This window comes from Pelomonas lactea, from assembly GCF_043555885.1.
Lineage (GTDB): Bacteria > Pseudomonadota > Gammaproteobacteria > Burkholderiales > Burkholderiaceae_C > Pelomonas > Pelomonas lactea.
The window spans coordinates 144,133-159,831 of the sequence record NZ_JBIGHX010000008.1; the positions used below are offsets into that span (position 1 = coordinate 144,133).

Consider the following 15,699-nt stretch of genomic DNA (forward strand, 5'->3'; position numbering starts at 1 on the left):
ACCGCAGGAGAAAGTCCACCATGAGCAAGATCGTCGTCCTCTACCACTCCGGCTACGGCCACACCAAGAAGGTCGCCGAGGCCGTGGCCGGCGCGGCCGGTGCGCAGCTGATCGCCATCGACGCCGAAGGCAACATCACCGAGGCCGACTGGGCCGCGCTGGCCGCGGCCGACGGCATCGTCTTCGGCACGCCCACCTACATGGGCGGCCCGAGCTGGCAGTTCAAGAAGTTCGCCGACGCCAGCAGCAAGCCCTGGTATGCCCAGGTCTGGAAGGACAAGATCGCCGCCGGCTTCACCAACAGCGCCACGCTGAACGGCGACAAGCAGGGCACCATCCAGTACCTGCACACGCTGAGCCAGCAGCACGGCATGATCTGGGTGGGCATGGGCCTGAAGGCGCCCAACCACAAGGCCGCCACGCGCGACGACATCAACAACCTGGGCGGCTACGCCGGCCTCATCACGCAGACGCCCAGCGACGCGTCGGCCGAGGAGATGGTGCCGGGCGACATCGCCACGGCCAAGGCCTTCGGCGAGCGCGTGAAGGCGGTCGTGGCGCGCTGGACTAAATAAGGCCCAGGTCGCGCGGGCTGGCGCCAGGGAAGACCTGCGCCAGCTGCGCGTCGTTCAGGCCGTACAGGCGCCTGAACAAGCCGCCCAGCGTCGCCCGGTACTCGTTGAGCACCGGGTAGTCACGCATCTGATGCAGCGTGGCGGCCTTGACCTCCACCTGTTCGCCGGCAACGCGCCCACCCTTGACGCCGCCGCCCAGCACCCACCAGGCGCTGCCGTGGCCATGGTCGGTGCCGCGGTTGCCGTTCTCGCGGAAGGTGCGGCCGAATTCGCTGACCACCACCACCACGGTGTTGCGCCACTGCGGGCCCATCTCGTCGGCAAACAGCGCCAGGCCGCGGCCCAGCTCACCCAGCCGCGTGGCAAGCTGGCCGGTCGCGCCGCCTTCGGCGACGTGGGTGTCCCAGCCGCCCACGTCGATGAAGCCCAGCGTGACGCGCTCGCGCATCAGCCGCGCGACGCGCCGGGCCTCCAGCGCGAAGCCCTTGGCAGCGATGGCCCCGCGGCTGGCGGCCTCCATCTCGCCGGCCATCTCGCGCGACACCTCCTCCCGCACCTCGAAGCCGCCGCTGACCGCGCCGTGCAGCCGCGTGCCGGCGTACATGCCGGCAATCACCTGCGCCTGGCTCGCGTTGATGGCCGGCTTGCCCAGCTCGCGCAGCGCCTGGTTGGCCACGGGGCGGTCGCCGCGCAGGATCAGCGGCACCTGGTCGGTGAAGGCCATGGCCTCCAGGCGTGAGCTGGCCGGCGCGCCCGCGCCCAGCACGCCGGCCAGCCGGTTCATGAAGCCGCTGCGGAAGTCGCGCGCTCCGCCATCGGCCTGGCCCAGCTCGATGTGGTCCTGCGTCTCGAAGTGGCTGCGCGACGTGTCGTGCGTGCCGGCGAACGGCACGAAGGCGGCTTGGCCGTTGGCCCACAGCGGGTGGAGGCTGTCGGCCATGGCGGGGGCGAGGCCCCAATCGGCGTCGAGTGGCAGCGCAGCCGTCCTCGCGATGGCGATGTTGGGGCGGGCCTCGTAGTAGAAGCTGGACGATGTGGGCACCAGCAGGTTGGCCGCGTCGTAGGCGCCGCGCAGGAACACGACGAGCAGGCGCGGCGGGGGGGCCGAAGCCCCGGGCGGGGCGGCCCACAGGCGCGTGGGCAGCGCCGCGCCAAGGCCGAACTGCAGCAGTGAGCGTCGGTCCATCGTCATCACCTGTGCATGAAGTCGGGGGAGGCCAGCAGGTAGGTGTTCCATTCCTGCGGCGATGTGGCTTGCGCGAGCGCCTGCTGCGTGGCCGCGGCAAGGCGTGGCGCGATGCCGTCGTAGTACAGCGGGTTCGCGAGCTGCGGGAAGGCCGGCCGTTCCCTGGCCTCGCCGTCCACCCTGAACAGGCCCGCGCTGCCGCTGCCGATGGCGCGGGCGATCTCGAAGCGCGTGGTCATCTGCCCGGGGCCCGCCCAGGCGTTCTCATCCAGCGGGTAGCCGTCGGGCGTCTGGCGGTTGTAGGGTGCCTGGCCCAGCCGGTACAGCCAGCCGATCATGGGGCCGGTGTTCAGTACCACCTTGTCGGCGTAGGCCAGCCGCACGGCGGAGACGACGTAATGCGTCGGGTCCTTGAACTTGCGGCCCAGCGAGGCCTCGAACTCGGGCGAGGCCACCATCGTGCGCAGCACGTCGGCGATGCGGCCGTCGCCCTGCAGCCAGCGCTGCGCCATGCGCTCCACCAGCGCGGGCGGCGGCTCGTCGGCAACGAAGTACCGGGCCAGCTTGGCGCTCACGAAGCGGGCCGTGCTCGGATGCCGGGCCAGCAAGTCCAGCACCTGTTCCAGCTCGGCCTCGCCGCTGCCCTTGACGGTGATGCCCAGCAGCTGCTTGTCGCCGAAGTCGTGCCGTGCCGGGTTGAACTCCATCAGCCCGTCGCGCCGGTACTGCGCTTCCTGCGCGGGCTTCAGTTTGGGCTTCGTGTCCGTCAGGTTCACGCCCAGGCCCGTCAGCACGCGGGCCAGCTCCTGAACATCGCGCTGAGAGTAGCCGCCGCCCACGCCCAGCGTGTGCAGCTCCAGCAGCTCGCGCGCGTAGTTCTCGTTGATGCGGTTGGCGGCGTTCTGCTCGTTGTCGAGGTAGCGCAGCATGGCCGGGTGGTGGGCCGTGTAGCCCAGCAGGTCGCGAAAGCGGCCCAGCGCCCGCTCGCGCAGGCCCTGCTCGTAGTCGCCCACCATGACGCGCAGGTTGCTCTTGAACTGGTGCACGTTGAAGTGGTTGAACCAGAACCACGCCAACTGCTCCTGCAACTGCCGGGGCGAGTACAGCGCGTTCAGCAGTTGCCGGGCCGAGGCCTCGCGCGCCAGCTGGGTCATTGCCTGCTGGTAGGCCTTCTGCGCGTCGGCCTTGGCGGCGTCGTCGGTCAGCGCATCGGCCGCCTTGCGCTGCGCCTCCAGGCGCTGCACCAGCGGCAGCAGCTCGGTCTGCGTGATGGACAGCGCCTGGATCTGCGCCTGCGCGGCGCCGGGCAGCGGAGCCGGCGCGAGGGGTTCGAGCTGGGCCTCCAGCCAGGCGCTGCGGCCCTGGCTGCGCACGGTGGCCAGGTCGGCGCTAGTGGCGCCCCAGCTCAGGCGGTCCAGCCACAGCGCATCGCTGGCGGTGGACCTCGCGGCGGGTGCCGGAGGCTGCGCCGCGCAGCCGGCCAGCAGGGCGGCTGCGCTCAGCACAAGACGGGTCAGGTGTTTCATCGGGCCGGGCCTTGGAGCGGGAGCCCGGGCCCAACGGCGGCCCAGGTCCGGAGGTTGACGGTGTCAGGCTAGCAGAGACCCTGAACGCGCCCGTGTCCGGAGGTTGCTGCGGGGGGCGTCTTTGTGTCGGGCTGGAAACATGCCGCAGACATGCGCGAAACCCGGTCCCGCGACAGTGAGGGCCGACAGCGATGAGCGCCGAGCACCTTTCCCATGACAAACCAATTCGCTTTACCGGCACAAGCCGGCCCCGAGATCCCTTCCCGCCGTGGCGTGCTGGGAGCCGCGCTGGGTGGCGCGGCACTGGCGGGTTGTGCCGCCACCGGCCGCCCCGCTGTGCCAGATGCCGCCGCCGAGGCCGGCCTCGCCCGGCTCGTGGCCGGCGCTCCCCGCTGCAGCCTGGCGCCCACGGAGACCGAAGGCCCGTTCCCGCTGCGCGCGATGCTGGCTGGCGACGCGCTGCTGCGCGCCGACATCACCGAGGGCCGCCCCGGCGTGCCGCTGGCGCTGCGCATCAAGCTGGTGGACGTCACCCGCGGCTGCCGGGCGCTTGCCGGTGCCTGGGTCTATGTGTGGCACTGCGACCGCGACGGCAAGTACTCGGGCTACGACGACATGGCCGGCGCTAGCCCGTCGCCGACGACGTTCCTGCGCGGCATCCAGAAGACCGACGCCGACGGCTGCGTGACGTTCAGCACCGTCTACCCCGGCTGGTACGAGGGGCGCATCACGCACATCCACTGCATGGTGTTCCTGGCCGGCGCATCTCTGACCAGCGCCAGCCCGTCGCAGGCGACGACGCAGTTCGCCTTCCCGGCGGACGCGACGGCCGCCGTCTACGCCAGCCGGCTGTACGGCAAGGGGCCCAACATGTCGGTGCTGCGGCTGGAGGACGACAACGTGTTCGGCGACGGCGCCGTCAGCGAGATGCTGACGCTGACCGGCAGCGTGGATGCAGGCTTCGCCGCGGGCATCGTCGTGGGGGTGGACCCGAGCGTGTCCAACCCCGTCATGGCCGACGGCCCATCCGGTGGCATGCCGCCCCCTGGCGGACTGCCGCGCCCGCCGCGCATGGGCTTTGGTGCGCCACCGCGCGGCGCGCTGCCGCGTGGCCGGGGTGGGCCGCCGTGAAGAAGAGGCGGCAACTGGCGGTCATGGTCGCGGCCGTGCTGCTGGCCTGGGGCGGGCGGCTGGCCGCGACCGCGGAGGGCTCCCGTGTTGCGCTGTATCTGGCCGACGCCGCCGCAGCGCGGCCGTGAATGAGAGAAGGCCAGCGCCCTTGCGGACGTTGGCCTTCAGAGGGTCATCAATGCGGGGTCTTACTTGCCGGGGGCGTAGATCCTGTCGAACGTGCCGCCGTCGTCGAAGTGGGTCTTCTGCACCTGGCGCCAGTTGCCGAACAGCTCGTCGATGGTGAACAGCTCGACCGGGCCGAAGGTCTTCGCGTACTTGGCCGCGACCTTGGCGTCGCGCGGGCGGTAGTAGTTCTGCGCCGCGATCTCCTGGCCTTCCGGGCTGTAAAGATAGTTCAGGTAGGCCTCGGCCTGCTTGCGCGTGCCGCGCTTGTCAACGACCTTGTCGACAATGGCCACGGGCGGCTCGGCCAGGATGGAGATGCTGGGCGTGACGATCTCGAACTTCTCCGGCCCCAGTTCCTTGACGGCCAGGTAGGCCTCGTTCTCCCAGGCAATCAGCACGTCGCCGATGCCGCGTTCAACGAAGGTCGTCGTGGAGCCGCGGGCGCCTGAGTCCAGCACCTTGGTGTTGGCATAGATCTTCTTGACGAAGTCCTGCGCCTGGGCCGGCGTGCCGCCGCTCTTCAACGAGTACCCCCAGGCGGCCAGGTAGTTCCAGCGCGCGCCGCCGCTGGTCTTGGGGTTGGGCGTGATGACCGCGACGCCGTTGCGCACGAGGTCCGGCCAGTCCTTGATCGCCTTGGGGTTGCCCTTTCGCACCAGGAACACGATGGTGGACGTGTAGGGTGTGGCGTTCTGCGGCAGCTTCTTCTGCCAGTCCAGCGCCAGCAGCTTGTGGTCGGCCAGCGCGTCGATGTCATAGGCCAGTGCCAGCGTCACGACGTCGGCCTCCAGTCCGTCGATGACCGAGCGGGCCTGCTTGCCCGAGCCGCCGTGCGAGGCCTTGATGCTGACGGCCTCGCCGGTCTTGGCTTTCCACTGGGCGGCGAAGGCCTTGTTGAAGTCCTGGTACAGCTCGCGCGTCGGGTCGTAGGACACGTTCAGCAGCGAGGCTTGGGCGAGGGCGCCGGTGGCGGCGACGGCGAGGGAGAGTGCGGTGAGGATGCGGCGCATGGTGTTGGCGTTAGGAGGCAGGGCCTCACTCTAGGCAGGCACTGGTACGCCGTGAACGACGAAGAACGCGCTAGCTCATGCGGCTTTCGACCAAGCCAGCACCGGCTCGGCGGCAGGTGCGTCATGGCGGGCGGCGTCGACGACGTCGCGCGTCAGCGGCGACGCGAAGGTCCGGATGAACTCGTAGGCGTAGTCGCGCAGGTAGGCGCTGCGGCGCACGGCCAGGCGCGTCATGTTGTCGGCGAACAGGTGGCGGGCATCGAGGGCGCGCAGGTGGCGGTCGCGCTCCTCGTCGAACGCGATGGCCGCGACGATGCCCACGCCCAGGCCCAGCTCGACGTAGGTCTTGATGACGTCGGCGTCCATCGCGGACAGCACGATGTGCGGCGTGAGCTGCGCGGCGGCAAACGCGTCGTCGATGTGGGAGCGGCCGGTGTAGCCGGGCTCGTAGGTGACGATGGGGAACTGCGCCAGGCGCGCCAGCGTCAACGGGCCGTCCAGCAGCGGGTGTTCGGGCGGCACGACGACCGAGTGCGTCCAGCGGTAGCAGGGCAGCGCCATCAGCTCGGGGTACTGCGCCAGCGCCTCGGTGGCGATGCCCACGTCGGCCTCGCCATCGAGCAGCAGCCGCGCGATCTGCTGCGGAGAGCCTTGCTGCAGGTGCAGGCTGACGTCGGGGTGGTGGGCGCGAAAGTCGCGCACGGCCGGCGGCAGCGCGTAGCGTGCCTGGCTGTGCGTGGCAGCGATGCGCAGGCGGCCGCTGCCGGCCTGCGCGAAGTCGTCGGCAGCGCGCTTGAGGTTCTCGGCCTCCTGCAGCAGGCGCTCGATGACGGGCAGCACCTGCTCGCCCGGTTCGGTCAGGCCGGTGAGCCGCTTGCCCACGCGCACGAACAGCTCGATGCCCAGTTCCTCTTCCAGCTCGCGGATCTGCCGGCTGACGCCGGGCTGCGAGGTGTGCAGCGCCTGCGCGACCTCGGTCAGATTGAAGCCGCGGCGCTGGGCCTCGCGGACGGAGCGGAGTTGCTGGAAGTTCATGCGGCGGGATTCTGGAGAGGGCCGCTCATGCTGTCGCCGACGTTTTTTCAATATCGTTATTCACATCTGCGCTGATGCATCATGCGGCGCGATGAATGCGTTCACCCAGGCTTACCGCTATCCGCGCGAATCCTTCCTCAGCGACGAGGCCCAGCCCCGGCTGACCCTGGCCACGGCACTGGCGCAAGAAGGCGGCGCGGCACCGCATTTCTTCGAAGGCCGCTTGCTGCAGCCGCGCCGCACGACCGAGCTGCTGACGGCCCTGCACCTCGTCGTCGGCGCACGCTTCTTCACGCCGGCCAACAGCGTTGCCCGCGCCATCGCCCTGGCCGACCCGGTTGTCACCTCGGGTGGCGGCCTGCTGCGCTTCGAGGGTTTCTCGTCCTGCTGCAGCACTTATGCCCGGGTGGACCTGCTGCCTGCGGCCTACGACGGCAGCGTAGTGGGCAAGGGCACGACCAACGTCGACTTCAACGCCGGCATGCGCGCGGCCCTGGCCCTCGTACGCGACGACGCCGGCCTGGCCCTGTCCGTCGGTGCCGATGCGCTGACCCTGCGTTCGGGCGGCGCCGAGGTCGTCGAGCGCAAGGTGGATCTGCCCACGCGCTGGCTGCGCGGCATGGTGGAGGTGCAGTCCTGCCAGGCCGCCATGCAGCGGCGCTTCGAAGTTTCCGGCCTGGAGGCTCTGCGCTTCCTGCGCACGCTGCCCAAGGCCTCGACCAGCCGCACGCCGCTGTGGGTGGGGCCGGGGCCGCGCGGGCTGTTCACGTCGACGCGGCCCGGGCCGGGCGCGGTGCGCGTCACCGACGTGCGGCGCCTGGCGACGCTGAACGGGCTGCTGCCAACCGCGCGGTCCCTCGCCGTCTACGCCGACGACGGCCACCAGGCTAGTGCCTGGGTCGTGAACCTGGGCAGCGCCCGCTTCACGCTGGCCCTGAGCGCGGAGCCCTGGCGTGGCTTCTCCGGTGAAGGCCAGGCGCTGCGGGCGCTGCTGCAGGCCGGCCTGCGCGGCGCGCCAATGCTGGCCTGCGTGCGTGCGGCGCTGAACTGGCAGGCCAACCTGGACGCGGCCCAGCTGGCCGCCGAACTGTCGCTTTCGGTCGACGAGGTGGCCGATGCGCTGCGCGCACTCGGCGCCAGCGGCCTGGTCGGCTACGACGTCGCCGAAGGCCGCTACTTCCACCGCGTGCTGCCGCTGGACCTGTCCGGCATCGAGGACATGCATCCCCGCCTGGCCGATGCCCAGCGCCTGCTGGAGGCCGATGCCGTCGCCGTGCTGAAACGCCAGCCCTTCGAGGCCACCGTGCGCAGCGGCGAGCTCGACCACCGCGTGCGTGAGGTGGACGAAGAGCTGCGCTGCACCTGCCCGTGGTTTGCCGCGCATCAGGGCCGGCGCGGGCCCTGCAAGCATGTGCTGGCGGCCGAAACCCAACGAACCCCGACGACATGATCCTTTCCGCGCTGAAATCCGCTCTCCAGGCCGGTGACGCGGCCGCGACCCTGGGGGTGCTACGCGCGATGCCGGCCGCCGACCGCGAGAGGCAGCGCGACGCCGTCATGGCATTCGCGAAGCACCCACCGGCGCAGCGCCAGGCGCTGGACACGGCCATCATCCTCTGTGGCACCGCGCGTGACGTCGTGAATGCCGGCGTCGTCGACAAGGTATTGCTGATCGCACTGTGCCGTGAGTTTCGGCCCCGCAGCGCCGACTGGACGGCCCTCGTCGAGGCTATGCGCGAGCATGAAACCTGGGCTCGGGAGATGTGGCTGCTGGTGCGCACCGGCCTGCTGCTGCCCACCGACGATGAAGGCCATGTGCTGCGCCTCATCGGGCTGCCCCATGCTGTCTTGCGGCGCGACAAGCTGGACGAGCTGTTCGCCGCCGACCCCGGTCTGCGGCCGTCGCTGCTGCGCGTGTTCGAGATCGAGGGCACGGCGGAGACGTCGCTGGCGTCCAGCGACAAATACTGCAAGGACCCGAAGCTCGCTTGGGGGCCGCTGCTGCTGTCGCTGGTGGATGACGGCATCGCCACGCGCGCCCAGCTGCTGGACCTCACCCTCGGCGCGCTGGAGAAGGACTGGCCGCAGTACCGCGCCAGCTGGTTCTCGCGCTTCCACGGCGATCTTGCGCCCACGTCGGGCGAGATGCAGCCGCACCTGTCGCGCTACCTGGCCTTGTGCGCCAGCCGCATCCCGCCGACGGTGACGATGGCGCTGGAAGCCCTGAAGGTGCTGGACGGGGCCGTGCCGCTTGCCGGCGACAGCCTGCTGGCCGCGCTGGCGCCGGTGATGATGGCCACGGTCAAGGCGCAGGTTGACGCCGCGCTGAAGTTGCTCGATGGCGTCGTGAAGCGCGAGCCCGCACTCGCACGTCGCGCCGCGGAGACCCTCGTCCCCGCCCTGCTGCACGAAGCAACCCCCGTCCAGGCCGGTGTGCTCAAGCGCCTGGAGGCCTGGGGGCTGACGCCGCAGGCGCGCGAACGGCTCCCCGCCTTCGTCGCCACGGTGGCCGCCATCCACCAGCCGCGGCTGCAGAAGCTGCTGGGTGAGATGGCTGTGGCTGCGTCGGAGCCTGCTCCCGCGCCGGCCGCCGCAGCGGCGCGGCAAGCCCGGCCGCTGGACGAGGACCGCCGCCTGCCCGCCTTGGCCGATGCGCAGGAACTGGTCGAATGCATCGCTCACGTCTTCGAGCACGCCGACGACGTCGACACCTTCGAGCGCGCCGTCCTGGGGCTGGCCCTGGCCGCACCGCTGACGGGCGAGGACCGCAAGCGCTTTGCGCCGGTGGCCAAGCGGGCCTTGAAGATGCGCAAGCCGCTGCCGGCGGAGCTGGCACGGCTGCTGTGTTTTGCGGTCGACGGCACCCGGCTGCCGCGACACACCGATCCTGAGCTTGGCAACCCGCTGGCGCTGGCTGCGCTGGGCGAGCGCATCGACGCGGTGGCGGCGCTGATCGCCGCCGGCCAGGGCTTGGCACCGCTGTCCTGTGCCACGCACCGTGGCGGCTTCATCGCGCCGCAGGCGCTGGCCGAGCGCATCGCCGCCCACGCCGCAGCCGGTGTGAAGGTCGCCGAGATCGAGCAGGTGCAGGCCCTGCTGCGCCTTGCACCCGGCACCACGTCACCGTCCATCGCGGCGGCCTTGCCGGACACGCCCCTGGTCCGCGCCTTCCGCTACGCGCTGGGTGACGACATCGAGCCCGGTCCGGAGGTCACGCTGTTCGCCGCCGCCGCGCGCATCCGTCACCCGCGCGCCGATGACCCGGCGCTGGACCGCCGCCACCCCGGCCTCGGCCCTGACGGCGCCCGGGTGGCGACCTATGCCTGGCACACCAGCCCCAGGACCTGGGAGGTGGACGGCAAGACCTACACGCACCATGACTTCCATATCAGCTCGCCGCCCGCGCCGCGTGACACGCCGTTGACGCACCTCGCTGTTGCGCGGCATGTGCCGGAAGGCTGGCCCGAGGACAGCTGGCGCGGCTGGGCCTTCGGAGGGCGGGAGGCGGGGTTGTTGCGCTATGCCGCGTCGACGCTGCCGTCCGACCTCGAAGCCTGGTGCGCCCAGGGCGCCTGGGCCTTCGGCAACAACCTCGACTGGTGGGAGGCGGAGTGGCACAACCGCGCCTACCTCGATGTGCTGCTCGACGCGGCCATGCCGCTGACGCCCATGCCCCGGCTGCTGCTGATGCTGGCCTTGTGCGGCAAGGAAGCCGGCCAGGTCGCTACCGCCGTGGACCTGCTGGTGCAGGCTCACGCCCAGGGGCGGCTGGCCGGAGGGCCCGAACTCGACGGCCTTACCCGCGCGCTGTTCGTCACACCCCTGCCCAAGGCGGCGCGCCTGCACAAGAGCCTGCAGGCGGCGCTGCGCATCGATCCGCAGGTGCACGGCCTGGCCTTCGCCTTGCTGTGCGCCGTGGTGCAGGCCCGGCCGGATGATCCGCCACGCGATATCGGCCTCGTGCTGGATCTGCTGCTGGAGCTCAAGACCCGCCACGGGCTTGCGCTGCCGTCGGACGCCCGCAGCGCTTTGTCCGACATGAAGACGAGCGGCAACACGCGCAAACTCCAGGCCTCCCTGCTCGCCTGATTTTCGAAGGAGTTCGCATGACCCGCGATGACATCCCGCCCCAGGCCTGGCCGCTGTTCGACCGCTACGTGCACGGCGAGCTGAGCCGCCGCGGCTTTCTGGACCAGGCGGCGCGCTTTGCCGGCGGCCCGGCCGGTGCCGCCGCGCTGCTGGCGGCGCTGAGCCCCAACTTCGCCGCTGCGCAACAGGTCAGACCCGATGACGCGCGCCTTGTCACGCGCCGCCAGGCCTTTGCGTCACCGGACGGCAATGGCGAAGTGAAGGGCTATCTGGCCAAGCCGGCGGGGGCGACGGGCAAGCTGCCGGCCGTGCTGGTGATCCACGAGAACCGCGGCCTGAACCCGCACATCGAGGACATCACGCGCCGCGTGGCATTGGCGGGTTATGTGGCCTATGCGCCCGACGCGTTGACGCCGCTGGGCGGCTACCCGGGCAACGAGGACGACGCCCGCGCGCTGTTCCAGAAACTGGACCCGGCCAAAGCCCGCGCCGACGTCGTGGCCGGCGGGCGTGGGCTGCTGACGCTGGCAGACGCCAACGGCAAGGTCGGCGTCGTGGGCTTCTGCTACGGCGGCACGCTGGCCAACCACATCGCCACGCAGTTGCCCGAGGTCGCCGTGGCGGTGCCGTTCTACGGCGGCGCCCCGGCGCTGGAGGACGTGCCGCGCATCAAGGCGCGGCTGCTGATCCACCACGCGGCCAGCGACGAGCGCATCAACGCCGCGTGGCCGGCCTACGAGGCGGCGCTGAAGGCGGCTGGCGTGCGCTACGAGCAGCACAGCTATGCCGGCACGCAGCACGGCTTCCACAACGACACGACGCCGCGCTACGACGCAGCGGCGGCGGCGCTGGCGTGGGAGCGGACGCTGGCGGTGTTCAAGTCAGCGCTGGGCTGACGAAAAAGAGCCGCTTCAAGCGGCTCCCGGGCCCTTGTTCTGCGTCAGATCGCGAACGCCCACTCGCGGAATTCGGCGTGCCGGGGCCGCTGCTCTGCCGCATGGCGTGCCCGCGCTGCGTCGACCCAGCTCTTGGCCACCGGCAAGGGCCCGAAGCCGGCCTCCGCGTTGATGTGGCCCACAGGGCCGAGGTTGCTGTAGCTGGCGCCCCAGCGGTACGCCCATCGGGCCGCGCTGGCGGCGCTCATCCACGGGTCGTTGCTGCTGGCCAGCAGTCGCGAGCGGCGCGGCAGGCGGTGGTGGGGCAGGGCTTCGGCGAGGCCGAACTTGTCCGGCTCGGCCGGCGCGACGAACAGCGCTTCGCGGATGGGCGAGCCGGGGTGGTCGGCCAAGTGCTTGGCCAGCGCCAGCGAGCCGAAGCTGTGCGCCACGGCCAGCCATTCGCCCGGGCCCGCGACCTCCAGCGTGCGCTGGATGCGCTCCGCCCAGCGCTCCAGTTCGGGGCGGCTGGGATCGCGCTGCGTGACGCGGCGGGCGTCGCGGTACTGGCCCTGCAGCCAGGTCTGCCAGTGCGCTGGGCCGCTGTCGTGCAGGCCCGGGATGATGAGGACGCGAGGGGCGCTGTAGGGCATGGCCGTCTCCGGTTCAGAGCGTGGCGATGGACACCTCGGTGGACTTGACCAGGGCGACGACCTCGCGGCCCACCTCCAGGCCCAGGTCCTTCACCGAGCGCGTCGTGATGACGGAGGTGACGACATCGCCGCCGCGGGTCAGCACGTCGACTTCGGAGACCACCGGGCCCTCGATGATCTCCTTGATGGTGCCGCGGAACTGGTTGCGGACGTTGATGGCGGTGATGGTCATGCTCAGACTCCTGGATAGGGAGTCTTCAGTGTGCGCAGCGCCGTCAGGTCAGGGAACGAATCAATTCGCAGCGTGCATGCGGGGAGCGACTAAGCGCGTTGGAACGCGTCGCCGTAAAAAAGAAAGGCAGCCCGCCCGGGCTGCCTGTCGTGGCGCAGCAAGGTGCGCTTCAGATGCCGGCGCCCGCCTCGAACAGGCTCAGCCTGGCCGCGCTGAGCTTCACGCGCTGGCCGCCCTGCAGGCGCAGTGCCTCCGCCTCGTCGCGCGTCAGCTCCGCTTCCAGCGGCTGCCCGTCCGGCCCGATCAGCTCGACGCGCGCGCTGGCGCCGAACGACAGCACGCGCTCGACCGTCGCAGACAACCCGTGCGCCGACTCGTCCGTCAGGATCTGCAGCTCATGCGGCCGCGCATAGGCCTGCACCTCGCCCTCGCCATGCGCGCCGGCATGCGGCAGCTGGTGCTCGCCGATGTGCAGCACGCCGCCGCGCGAGTGGCCGACGAAGCGGTTCACCGCGCCGAGGAAGCCGTAGACGAAGGGCGTGGCCGGGCGCTCGTAGACCTCCTGCGGCGTGCCGACCTGCTCCACGCGGCCGTGGTCCATCAGCACGATGCGGTCGGCCACTTCCAGGGCCTCGTCCTGGTCGTGCGTGACGAAGATGCTGGTGATGTGCAGCTCGTCATGCAGCCGGCGCAGCCAGCGGCGCAGCTCCTTGCGGACCTTGGCGTCCAGCGCACCGAAGGGTTCGTCCAGCAGCAGCACGCGCGGCTCCACGGCCAGCGCGCGGGCCAGGGCGATGCGCTGACGCTGGCCGCCGGAGAGTTGCGGTGGGAAGCGGTCGCCCAGCCAGTCCAGCTGCACGAGCTTGAGCAGTTCGGTCACGCGCTTCTTGATCTCTGCTTCGGGCAGGCGCTGCTTGCGGGGCTTCACGCGCAGGCCGAACGCGACGTTGTCGAACACCGTCATGTGGCGGAACAGCGCGTAGTGCTGGAACACGAAGCCGACCTGGCGCTCGCGCACGTGGGTGTCGGAGGCATCCTGGCCGTCCAGCAGCACGCGGCCCGTGTCGGCCTGCTCCAGGCCGGCAATGATGCGCAGCAGCGTCGTCTTGCCGCAGCCCGACGGGCCCAGCAGCGCGACCAGTTCGCCGCGCGGGAAGTCCAGGCTGACGTCACCGAGGGCGGTGAAGTTGCCGAAGCGCTTGTGGATGTTTTGAACCTGGATGCCCATCACTCTTCCTTGGCCGACTGGCTCGCGCGCCACTCGACGAATTGCTTGATCACCAGCGTCACCAGCGCGAGCAGCGCCAGCAGCGAGGCCACGGCGAAGGCGGCGGCGAACTGGTATTCGTTGTAGAGGATCTCGACGTGCAGCGGCAGCGTGTTGGTCAGGCCGCGGATGTGGCCCGACACCACCGACACCGCGCCGAACTCGCCCATGGCGCGCGCGTTGCACAGGATCACGCCGTACAGCAGGCCCCACTTGATGTTGGGCAGCGTGACGCGGCGGAAGGTCTGCCAGCCGCTGGCGCCCAGCACCGTGGCGGCTTCCTCCTCGTCCTTGCCCTGGGCCTGCATCAGAGGAATGAGCTCGCGGGCGACGAAGGGGAAGGTCACGAACACGGTGGCCAGCACGATGCCGGGCACGGCGAAGATGATCTTCACGTCGTGTTCCTGCAGCCAGGGGCCGAACCAGCCGTTGGCGCCGAACACCAGCACGTACATCAGGCCCGCCACGACGGGCGACACCGAGAACGGCAGGTCGATCAGCGTGATCAGGAACTGCTTGCCCGGGAACTCATGCTTGGCGATCAGCCATGCCGCGCTGACGCCGAACGCGAGGTTCAGCGGCACGGCGATGGCCGCCGCCGTCAGCGTGAGCTTGATGGCCGACAGCGTTTCGGCGTCGGCCAGCGACGAGAAGTAGAGCTCCCAGCCCTTGCGCAGCGCCTCGGTGAACACGGCCACCAGCGGCAGCAGCAGGAAGATGGCGAAGAAGCCCAATGCCAGCGTCAGCAGCGTGAACCGCACCAGCGGCGATTCGCGCGTGGCGGGGTTGTCCTGATACTTGGCGCGGGCACGGGCCGGCGCGAGATGGAGGGTCGTGGTCATCGGGCCTCCCGCCGGGCCGCCCCAAGGGAGGCCAGCCCCCTCGGGGGGCAGTGAACGAAGTGAACGTGGGGGCTCATCGGGCACCTCGCTTCGATGTCCAGGCCTGCAGCCCGTTGATGATGAGCAGCAGCACGAAGCTGACGATCAGCATGACGGCCGCAATGGCGGTGGCGCCGACGTAGTCGTACTGCTCCAGCTTGGAGATGATCATCAGCGGCGTGATCTCGCTGACCATGGGGATGTTGCCGGCGATGAAGATCACCGAGCCGTACTCGCCGACGGCGCGCGCGAAGGCCAGCGCGAAGCCGGTCAGCAGCGCCGGCAGCAGCGTGGGCAGCACGACAAAGCGGAAGGTCGTCCAGCGCTGCGCGCCCAGCGATGCGGCGGCTTCTTCCAGCTCGGTCTCCATGTCCTCCAGCACCGGCTGCACGGTGCGCACGATGAAGGGCAGGCCGATGAAGATCAGCGCCAGCAGCACACCCAGCGGCGTGAAGGCGATCTTGAGGCCCTCGGGGCCGAACAGAAAGGCCAGCGCACCGCCCGGGGCGAACAGCGAGCCGACCCAGCCGTTGGGCGCGTACAGCGCCGTAAGCGCGATGCCGGCGACGGCAGTGGGCAGCGCGAAGGGCAGGTCGATGAGGGCATCGACCAGCTTCTTGCCCGGGAACTCGTAGCGCACGATGCACCAGGCCAGCATCAGCCCGAACACGAGGTTGATGAGCGCGGCGATCAGCGACGCGCCGAAGCTGAGCTTGTACGACGCGACGACACGCGGCGACGTGGCCGCGGCCCAGAAGGCGTCGAAACCGTGGCCCGACGACTTCAGGAACACCGCGGCCAGCGGGATCAGCACGATCAGCGACAGGTAGAACAGCGTGAAGCCCAGCGTCGGCGCAAAGCCGGGGAGCACGCGGCGTCTACCCAGGGAGAAGGAAGCCATGTTGTTGTGTTTGGTTTTGCATTTGCGGGCCGAGCGCCGGGCCGCCCCAAGCCGGCCCGCGTGGGCGATGTGCGAGCGGCTTAACGCCGCGAGCATCGCCATCCCCTCGGGGGCTGAGGCTGGACACATGGAGCCCAGTGGGCTCGATGTGCCTGCGGAAGCGCTGCGGC

Annotated in this window: 15 protein-coding genes; 6 read left to right on the forward strand and 9 right to left on the reverse strand. The window is 70.5% G+C overall.

Features of this window, described 5'->3' with window-relative positions; genetic code table 11:
* Window positions 1-20 precede the first annotated feature (20 nt).
* On the forward strand, window positions 21-575 hold the full coding sequence (locus ACG04Q_RS20235) for a flavodoxin family protein (RefSeq protein ID WP_394513137.1): 555 nt from the start codon (window positions 21-23) through the stop codon (window positions 573-575).
* Here the strand turns inward: ACG04Q_RS20235 and ACG04Q_RS20240 are convergent.
* Window positions 568-1,761: a DUF1501 domain-containing protein gene (locus ACG04Q_RS20240; RefSeq protein WP_394513138.1), complete on the reverse strand. Its 1,194-nt coding sequence runs from the start codon at window positions 1,759-1,761 to the stop codon at window positions 568-570. The genes ACG04Q_RS20235 and ACG04Q_RS20240 overlap by 8 nt on opposite strands.
* Before the next feature lie 5 nt (window positions 1,762-1,766).
* On the reverse strand, window positions 1,767-3,287 hold the full coding sequence (locus ACG04Q_RS20245) for a DUF1800 domain-containing protein (protein WP_394513139.1): 1,521 nt from the start codon (window positions 3,285-3,287) through the stop codon (window positions 1,767-1,769).
* A gap of 213 nt (window positions 3,288-3,500) precedes the next feature.
* Between ACG04Q_RS20245 and ACG04Q_RS20250 the strand changes: the two genes are divergently transcribed.
* Window positions 3,501-4,418: an intradiol ring-cleavage dioxygenase gene (locus tag ACG04Q_RS20250; RefSeq protein WP_394513140.1), complete on the forward strand. Its 918-nt coding sequence runs from the start codon at window positions 3,501-3,503 to the stop codon at window positions 4,416-4,418.
* The gene (locus ACG04Q_RS20255; RefSeq protein ID WP_394513141.1) at window positions 4,415-4,546 is read left to right on the forward strand and encodes a hypothetical protein; all 132 of its coding nucleotides are present in this window, start codon (window positions 4,415-4,417) and stop codon (window positions 4,544-4,546) included. Before ACG04Q_RS20250 ends, ACG04Q_RS20255 begins: the two co-directional genes overlap by 4 nt.
* Before the next feature lie 60 nt (window positions 4,547-4,606).
* Here the strand turns inward: ACG04Q_RS20255 and ACG04Q_RS20260 are convergent, their stop codons facing one another.
* Together ACG04Q_RS20260 and ACG04Q_RS20265 are read right to left on the reverse strand one after the other, a co-directional pair.
* The gene (locus tag ACG04Q_RS20260) at window positions 4,607-5,596 is read right to left on the reverse strand and encodes a sulfate ABC transporter substrate-binding protein (protein WP_394513142.1); all 990 of its coding nucleotides are present in this window, start codon (window positions 5,594-5,596) and stop codon (window positions 4,607-4,609) included.
* 75 nt (window positions 5,597-5,671) lie between these two features.
* Entirely contained in the window at window positions 5,672-6,631 is a 960-nt protein-coding gene (locus tag ACG04Q_RS20265; RefSeq protein ID WP_394513143.1) for a CysB family HTH-type transcriptional regulator, read from the reverse strand.
* Between the two features lie 91 nt (window positions 6,632-6,722).
* Here ACG04Q_RS20265 and ACG04Q_RS20270 point away from each other — a divergent pair, with 91 nt between their 5' ends.
* Genes ACG04Q_RS20270 through ACG04Q_RS20280 form a run of 3 tightly spaced genes read left to right on the forward strand, consistent with a single transcriptional unit; the run spans window position 6,723 to window position 11,616 of the window.
* A complete protein-coding gene (locus ACG04Q_RS20270) occupies window positions 6,723-8,081 on the forward strand; it encodes an SWIM zinc finger family protein (protein WP_394513144.1) in 1,359 nt (452 codons plus the stop codon).
* Window positions 8,078-10,720 (forward strand): DUF6493 family protein, encoded by a 2,643-nt coding sequence (locus ACG04Q_RS20275; RefSeq protein WP_394513145.1) that lies wholly within the window; start codon window positions 8,078-8,080, stop codon window positions 10,718-10,720. Before ACG04Q_RS20270 ends, ACG04Q_RS20275 begins: the two co-directional genes overlap by 4 nt.
* Window positions 10,721-10,737: 17 nt before the next feature.
* Window positions 10,738-11,616, forward strand: coding sequence for a dienelactone hydrolase family protein (locus ACG04Q_RS20280; RefSeq protein ID WP_394513146.1), 879 nt, complete (start codon window positions 10,738-10,740; stop codon window positions 11,614-11,616).
* A 44-nt stretch (window positions 11,617-11,660) separates the two neighbouring features.
* On the opposite strand, the gene ACG04Q_RS20285 is transcribed toward ACG04Q_RS20280, so the two are convergent.
* From ACG04Q_RS20285 to cysT, 5 genes are all read right to left on the reverse strand, one after another.
* Window positions 11,661-12,248 carry an RBBP9/YdeN family alpha/beta hydrolase gene (locus ACG04Q_RS20285; protein WP_394513148.1) on the reverse strand — a complete coding sequence of 196 codons (588 nt, stop codon included), beginning with the start codon at window positions 12,246-12,248 and terminating at the stop codon, window positions 11,661-11,663.
* A 13-nt stretch (window positions 12,249-12,261) separates the two neighbouring features.
* Window positions 12,262-12,480 carry a TOBE domain-containing protein gene (locus tag ACG04Q_RS20290; protein WP_394513150.1) on the reverse strand — a complete coding sequence of 73 codons (219 nt, stop codon included), beginning with the start codon at window positions 12,478-12,480 and terminating at the stop codon, window positions 12,262-12,264.
* 169 nt (window positions 12,481-12,649) lie between these two features.
* Window positions 12,650-13,708: a sulfate/molybdate ABC transporter ATP-binding protein gene (locus ACG04Q_RS20295; protein ID WP_394513152.1), complete on the reverse strand. Its 1,059-nt coding sequence runs from the start codon at window positions 13,706-13,708 to the stop codon at window positions 12,650-12,652.
* Entirely contained in the window at window positions 13,708-14,589 is an 882-nt protein-coding gene (cysW, locus tag ACG04Q_RS20300; RefSeq protein ID WP_394513154.1) for a sulfate ABC transporter permease subunit CysW, read from the reverse strand. The genes ACG04Q_RS20295 and cysW overlap by 1 nt, the downstream gene beginning before the upstream one ends.
* A 73-nt stretch (window positions 14,590-14,662) precedes the next feature.
* The gene (cysT, locus tag ACG04Q_RS20305; RefSeq protein ID WP_394513156.1) at window positions 14,663-15,529 is read right to left on the reverse strand and encodes a sulfate ABC transporter permease subunit CysT; all 867 of its coding nucleotides are present in this window, start codon (window positions 15,527-15,529) and stop codon (window positions 14,663-14,665) included.
* Between the last annotated feature and the right edge of the window lie 170 nt (window positions 15,530-15,699).

Coding starts and splice junctions, on each gene's coding strand:
- ACG04Q_RS20235 (WP_394513137.1), top strand. CDS start 21: ATGAGCAAGATCGTCGTCCTCTACCACTCCGGCTACGGCCACACCAAG.
- ACG04Q_RS20265 (WP_394513143.1), bottom strand. CDS start 6,631: ATGAACTTCCAGCAACTCCGCTCCGTCCGCGAGGCCCAGCGCCGCGGC.
- ACG04Q_RS20290 (WP_394513150.1), bottom strand. CDS start 12,480: ATGACCATCACCGCCATCAACGTCCGCAACCAGTTCCGCGGCACCATC.
- ACG04Q_RS20270 (WP_394513144.1), top strand. CDS start 6,723: ATGAATGCGTTCACCCAGGCTTACCGCTATCCGCGCGAATCCTTCCTC.
- ACG04Q_RS20280 (WP_394513146.1), top strand. CDS start 10,738: ATGACCCGCGATGACATCCCGCCCCAGGCCTGGCCGCTGTTCGACCGC.
- ACG04Q_RS20250 (WP_394513140.1), top strand. CDS start 3,501: ATGACAAACCAATTCGCTTTACCGGCACAAGCCGGCCCCGAGATCCCT.
- cysW (WP_394513154.1), bottom strand. CDS start 14,589: ATGACCACGACCCTCCATCTCGCGCCGGCCCGTGCCCGCGCCAAGTAT.
- ACG04Q_RS20295 (WP_394513152.1), bottom strand. CDS start 13,708: ATGGGCATCCAGGTTCAAAACATCCACAAGCGCTTCGGCAACTTCACC.
- ACG04Q_RS20285 (WP_394513148.1), bottom strand. CDS start 12,248: ATGCCCTACAGCGCCCCTCGCGTCCTCATCATCCCGGGCCTGCACGAC.
- ACG04Q_RS20245 (WP_394513139.1), bottom strand. CDS start 3,287: ATGAAACACCTGACCCGTCTTGTGCTGAGCGCAGCCGCCCTGCTGGCC.
- ACG04Q_RS20240 (WP_394513138.1), bottom strand. CDS start 1,761: ATGGACCGACGCTCACTGCTGCAGTTCGGCCTTGGCGCGGCGCTGCCC.
- cysT (WP_394513156.1), bottom strand. CDS start 15,529: ATGGCTTCCTTCTCCCTGGGTAGACGCCGCGTGCTCCCCGGCTTTGCG.
- ACG04Q_RS20260 (WP_394513142.1), bottom strand. CDS start 5,596: ATGCGCCGCATCCTCACCGCACTCTCCCTCGCCGTCGCCGCCACCGGC.
- ACG04Q_RS20275 (WP_394513145.1), top strand. CDS start 8,078: ATGATCCTTTCCGCGCTGAAATCCGCTCTCCAGGCCGGTGACGCGGCC.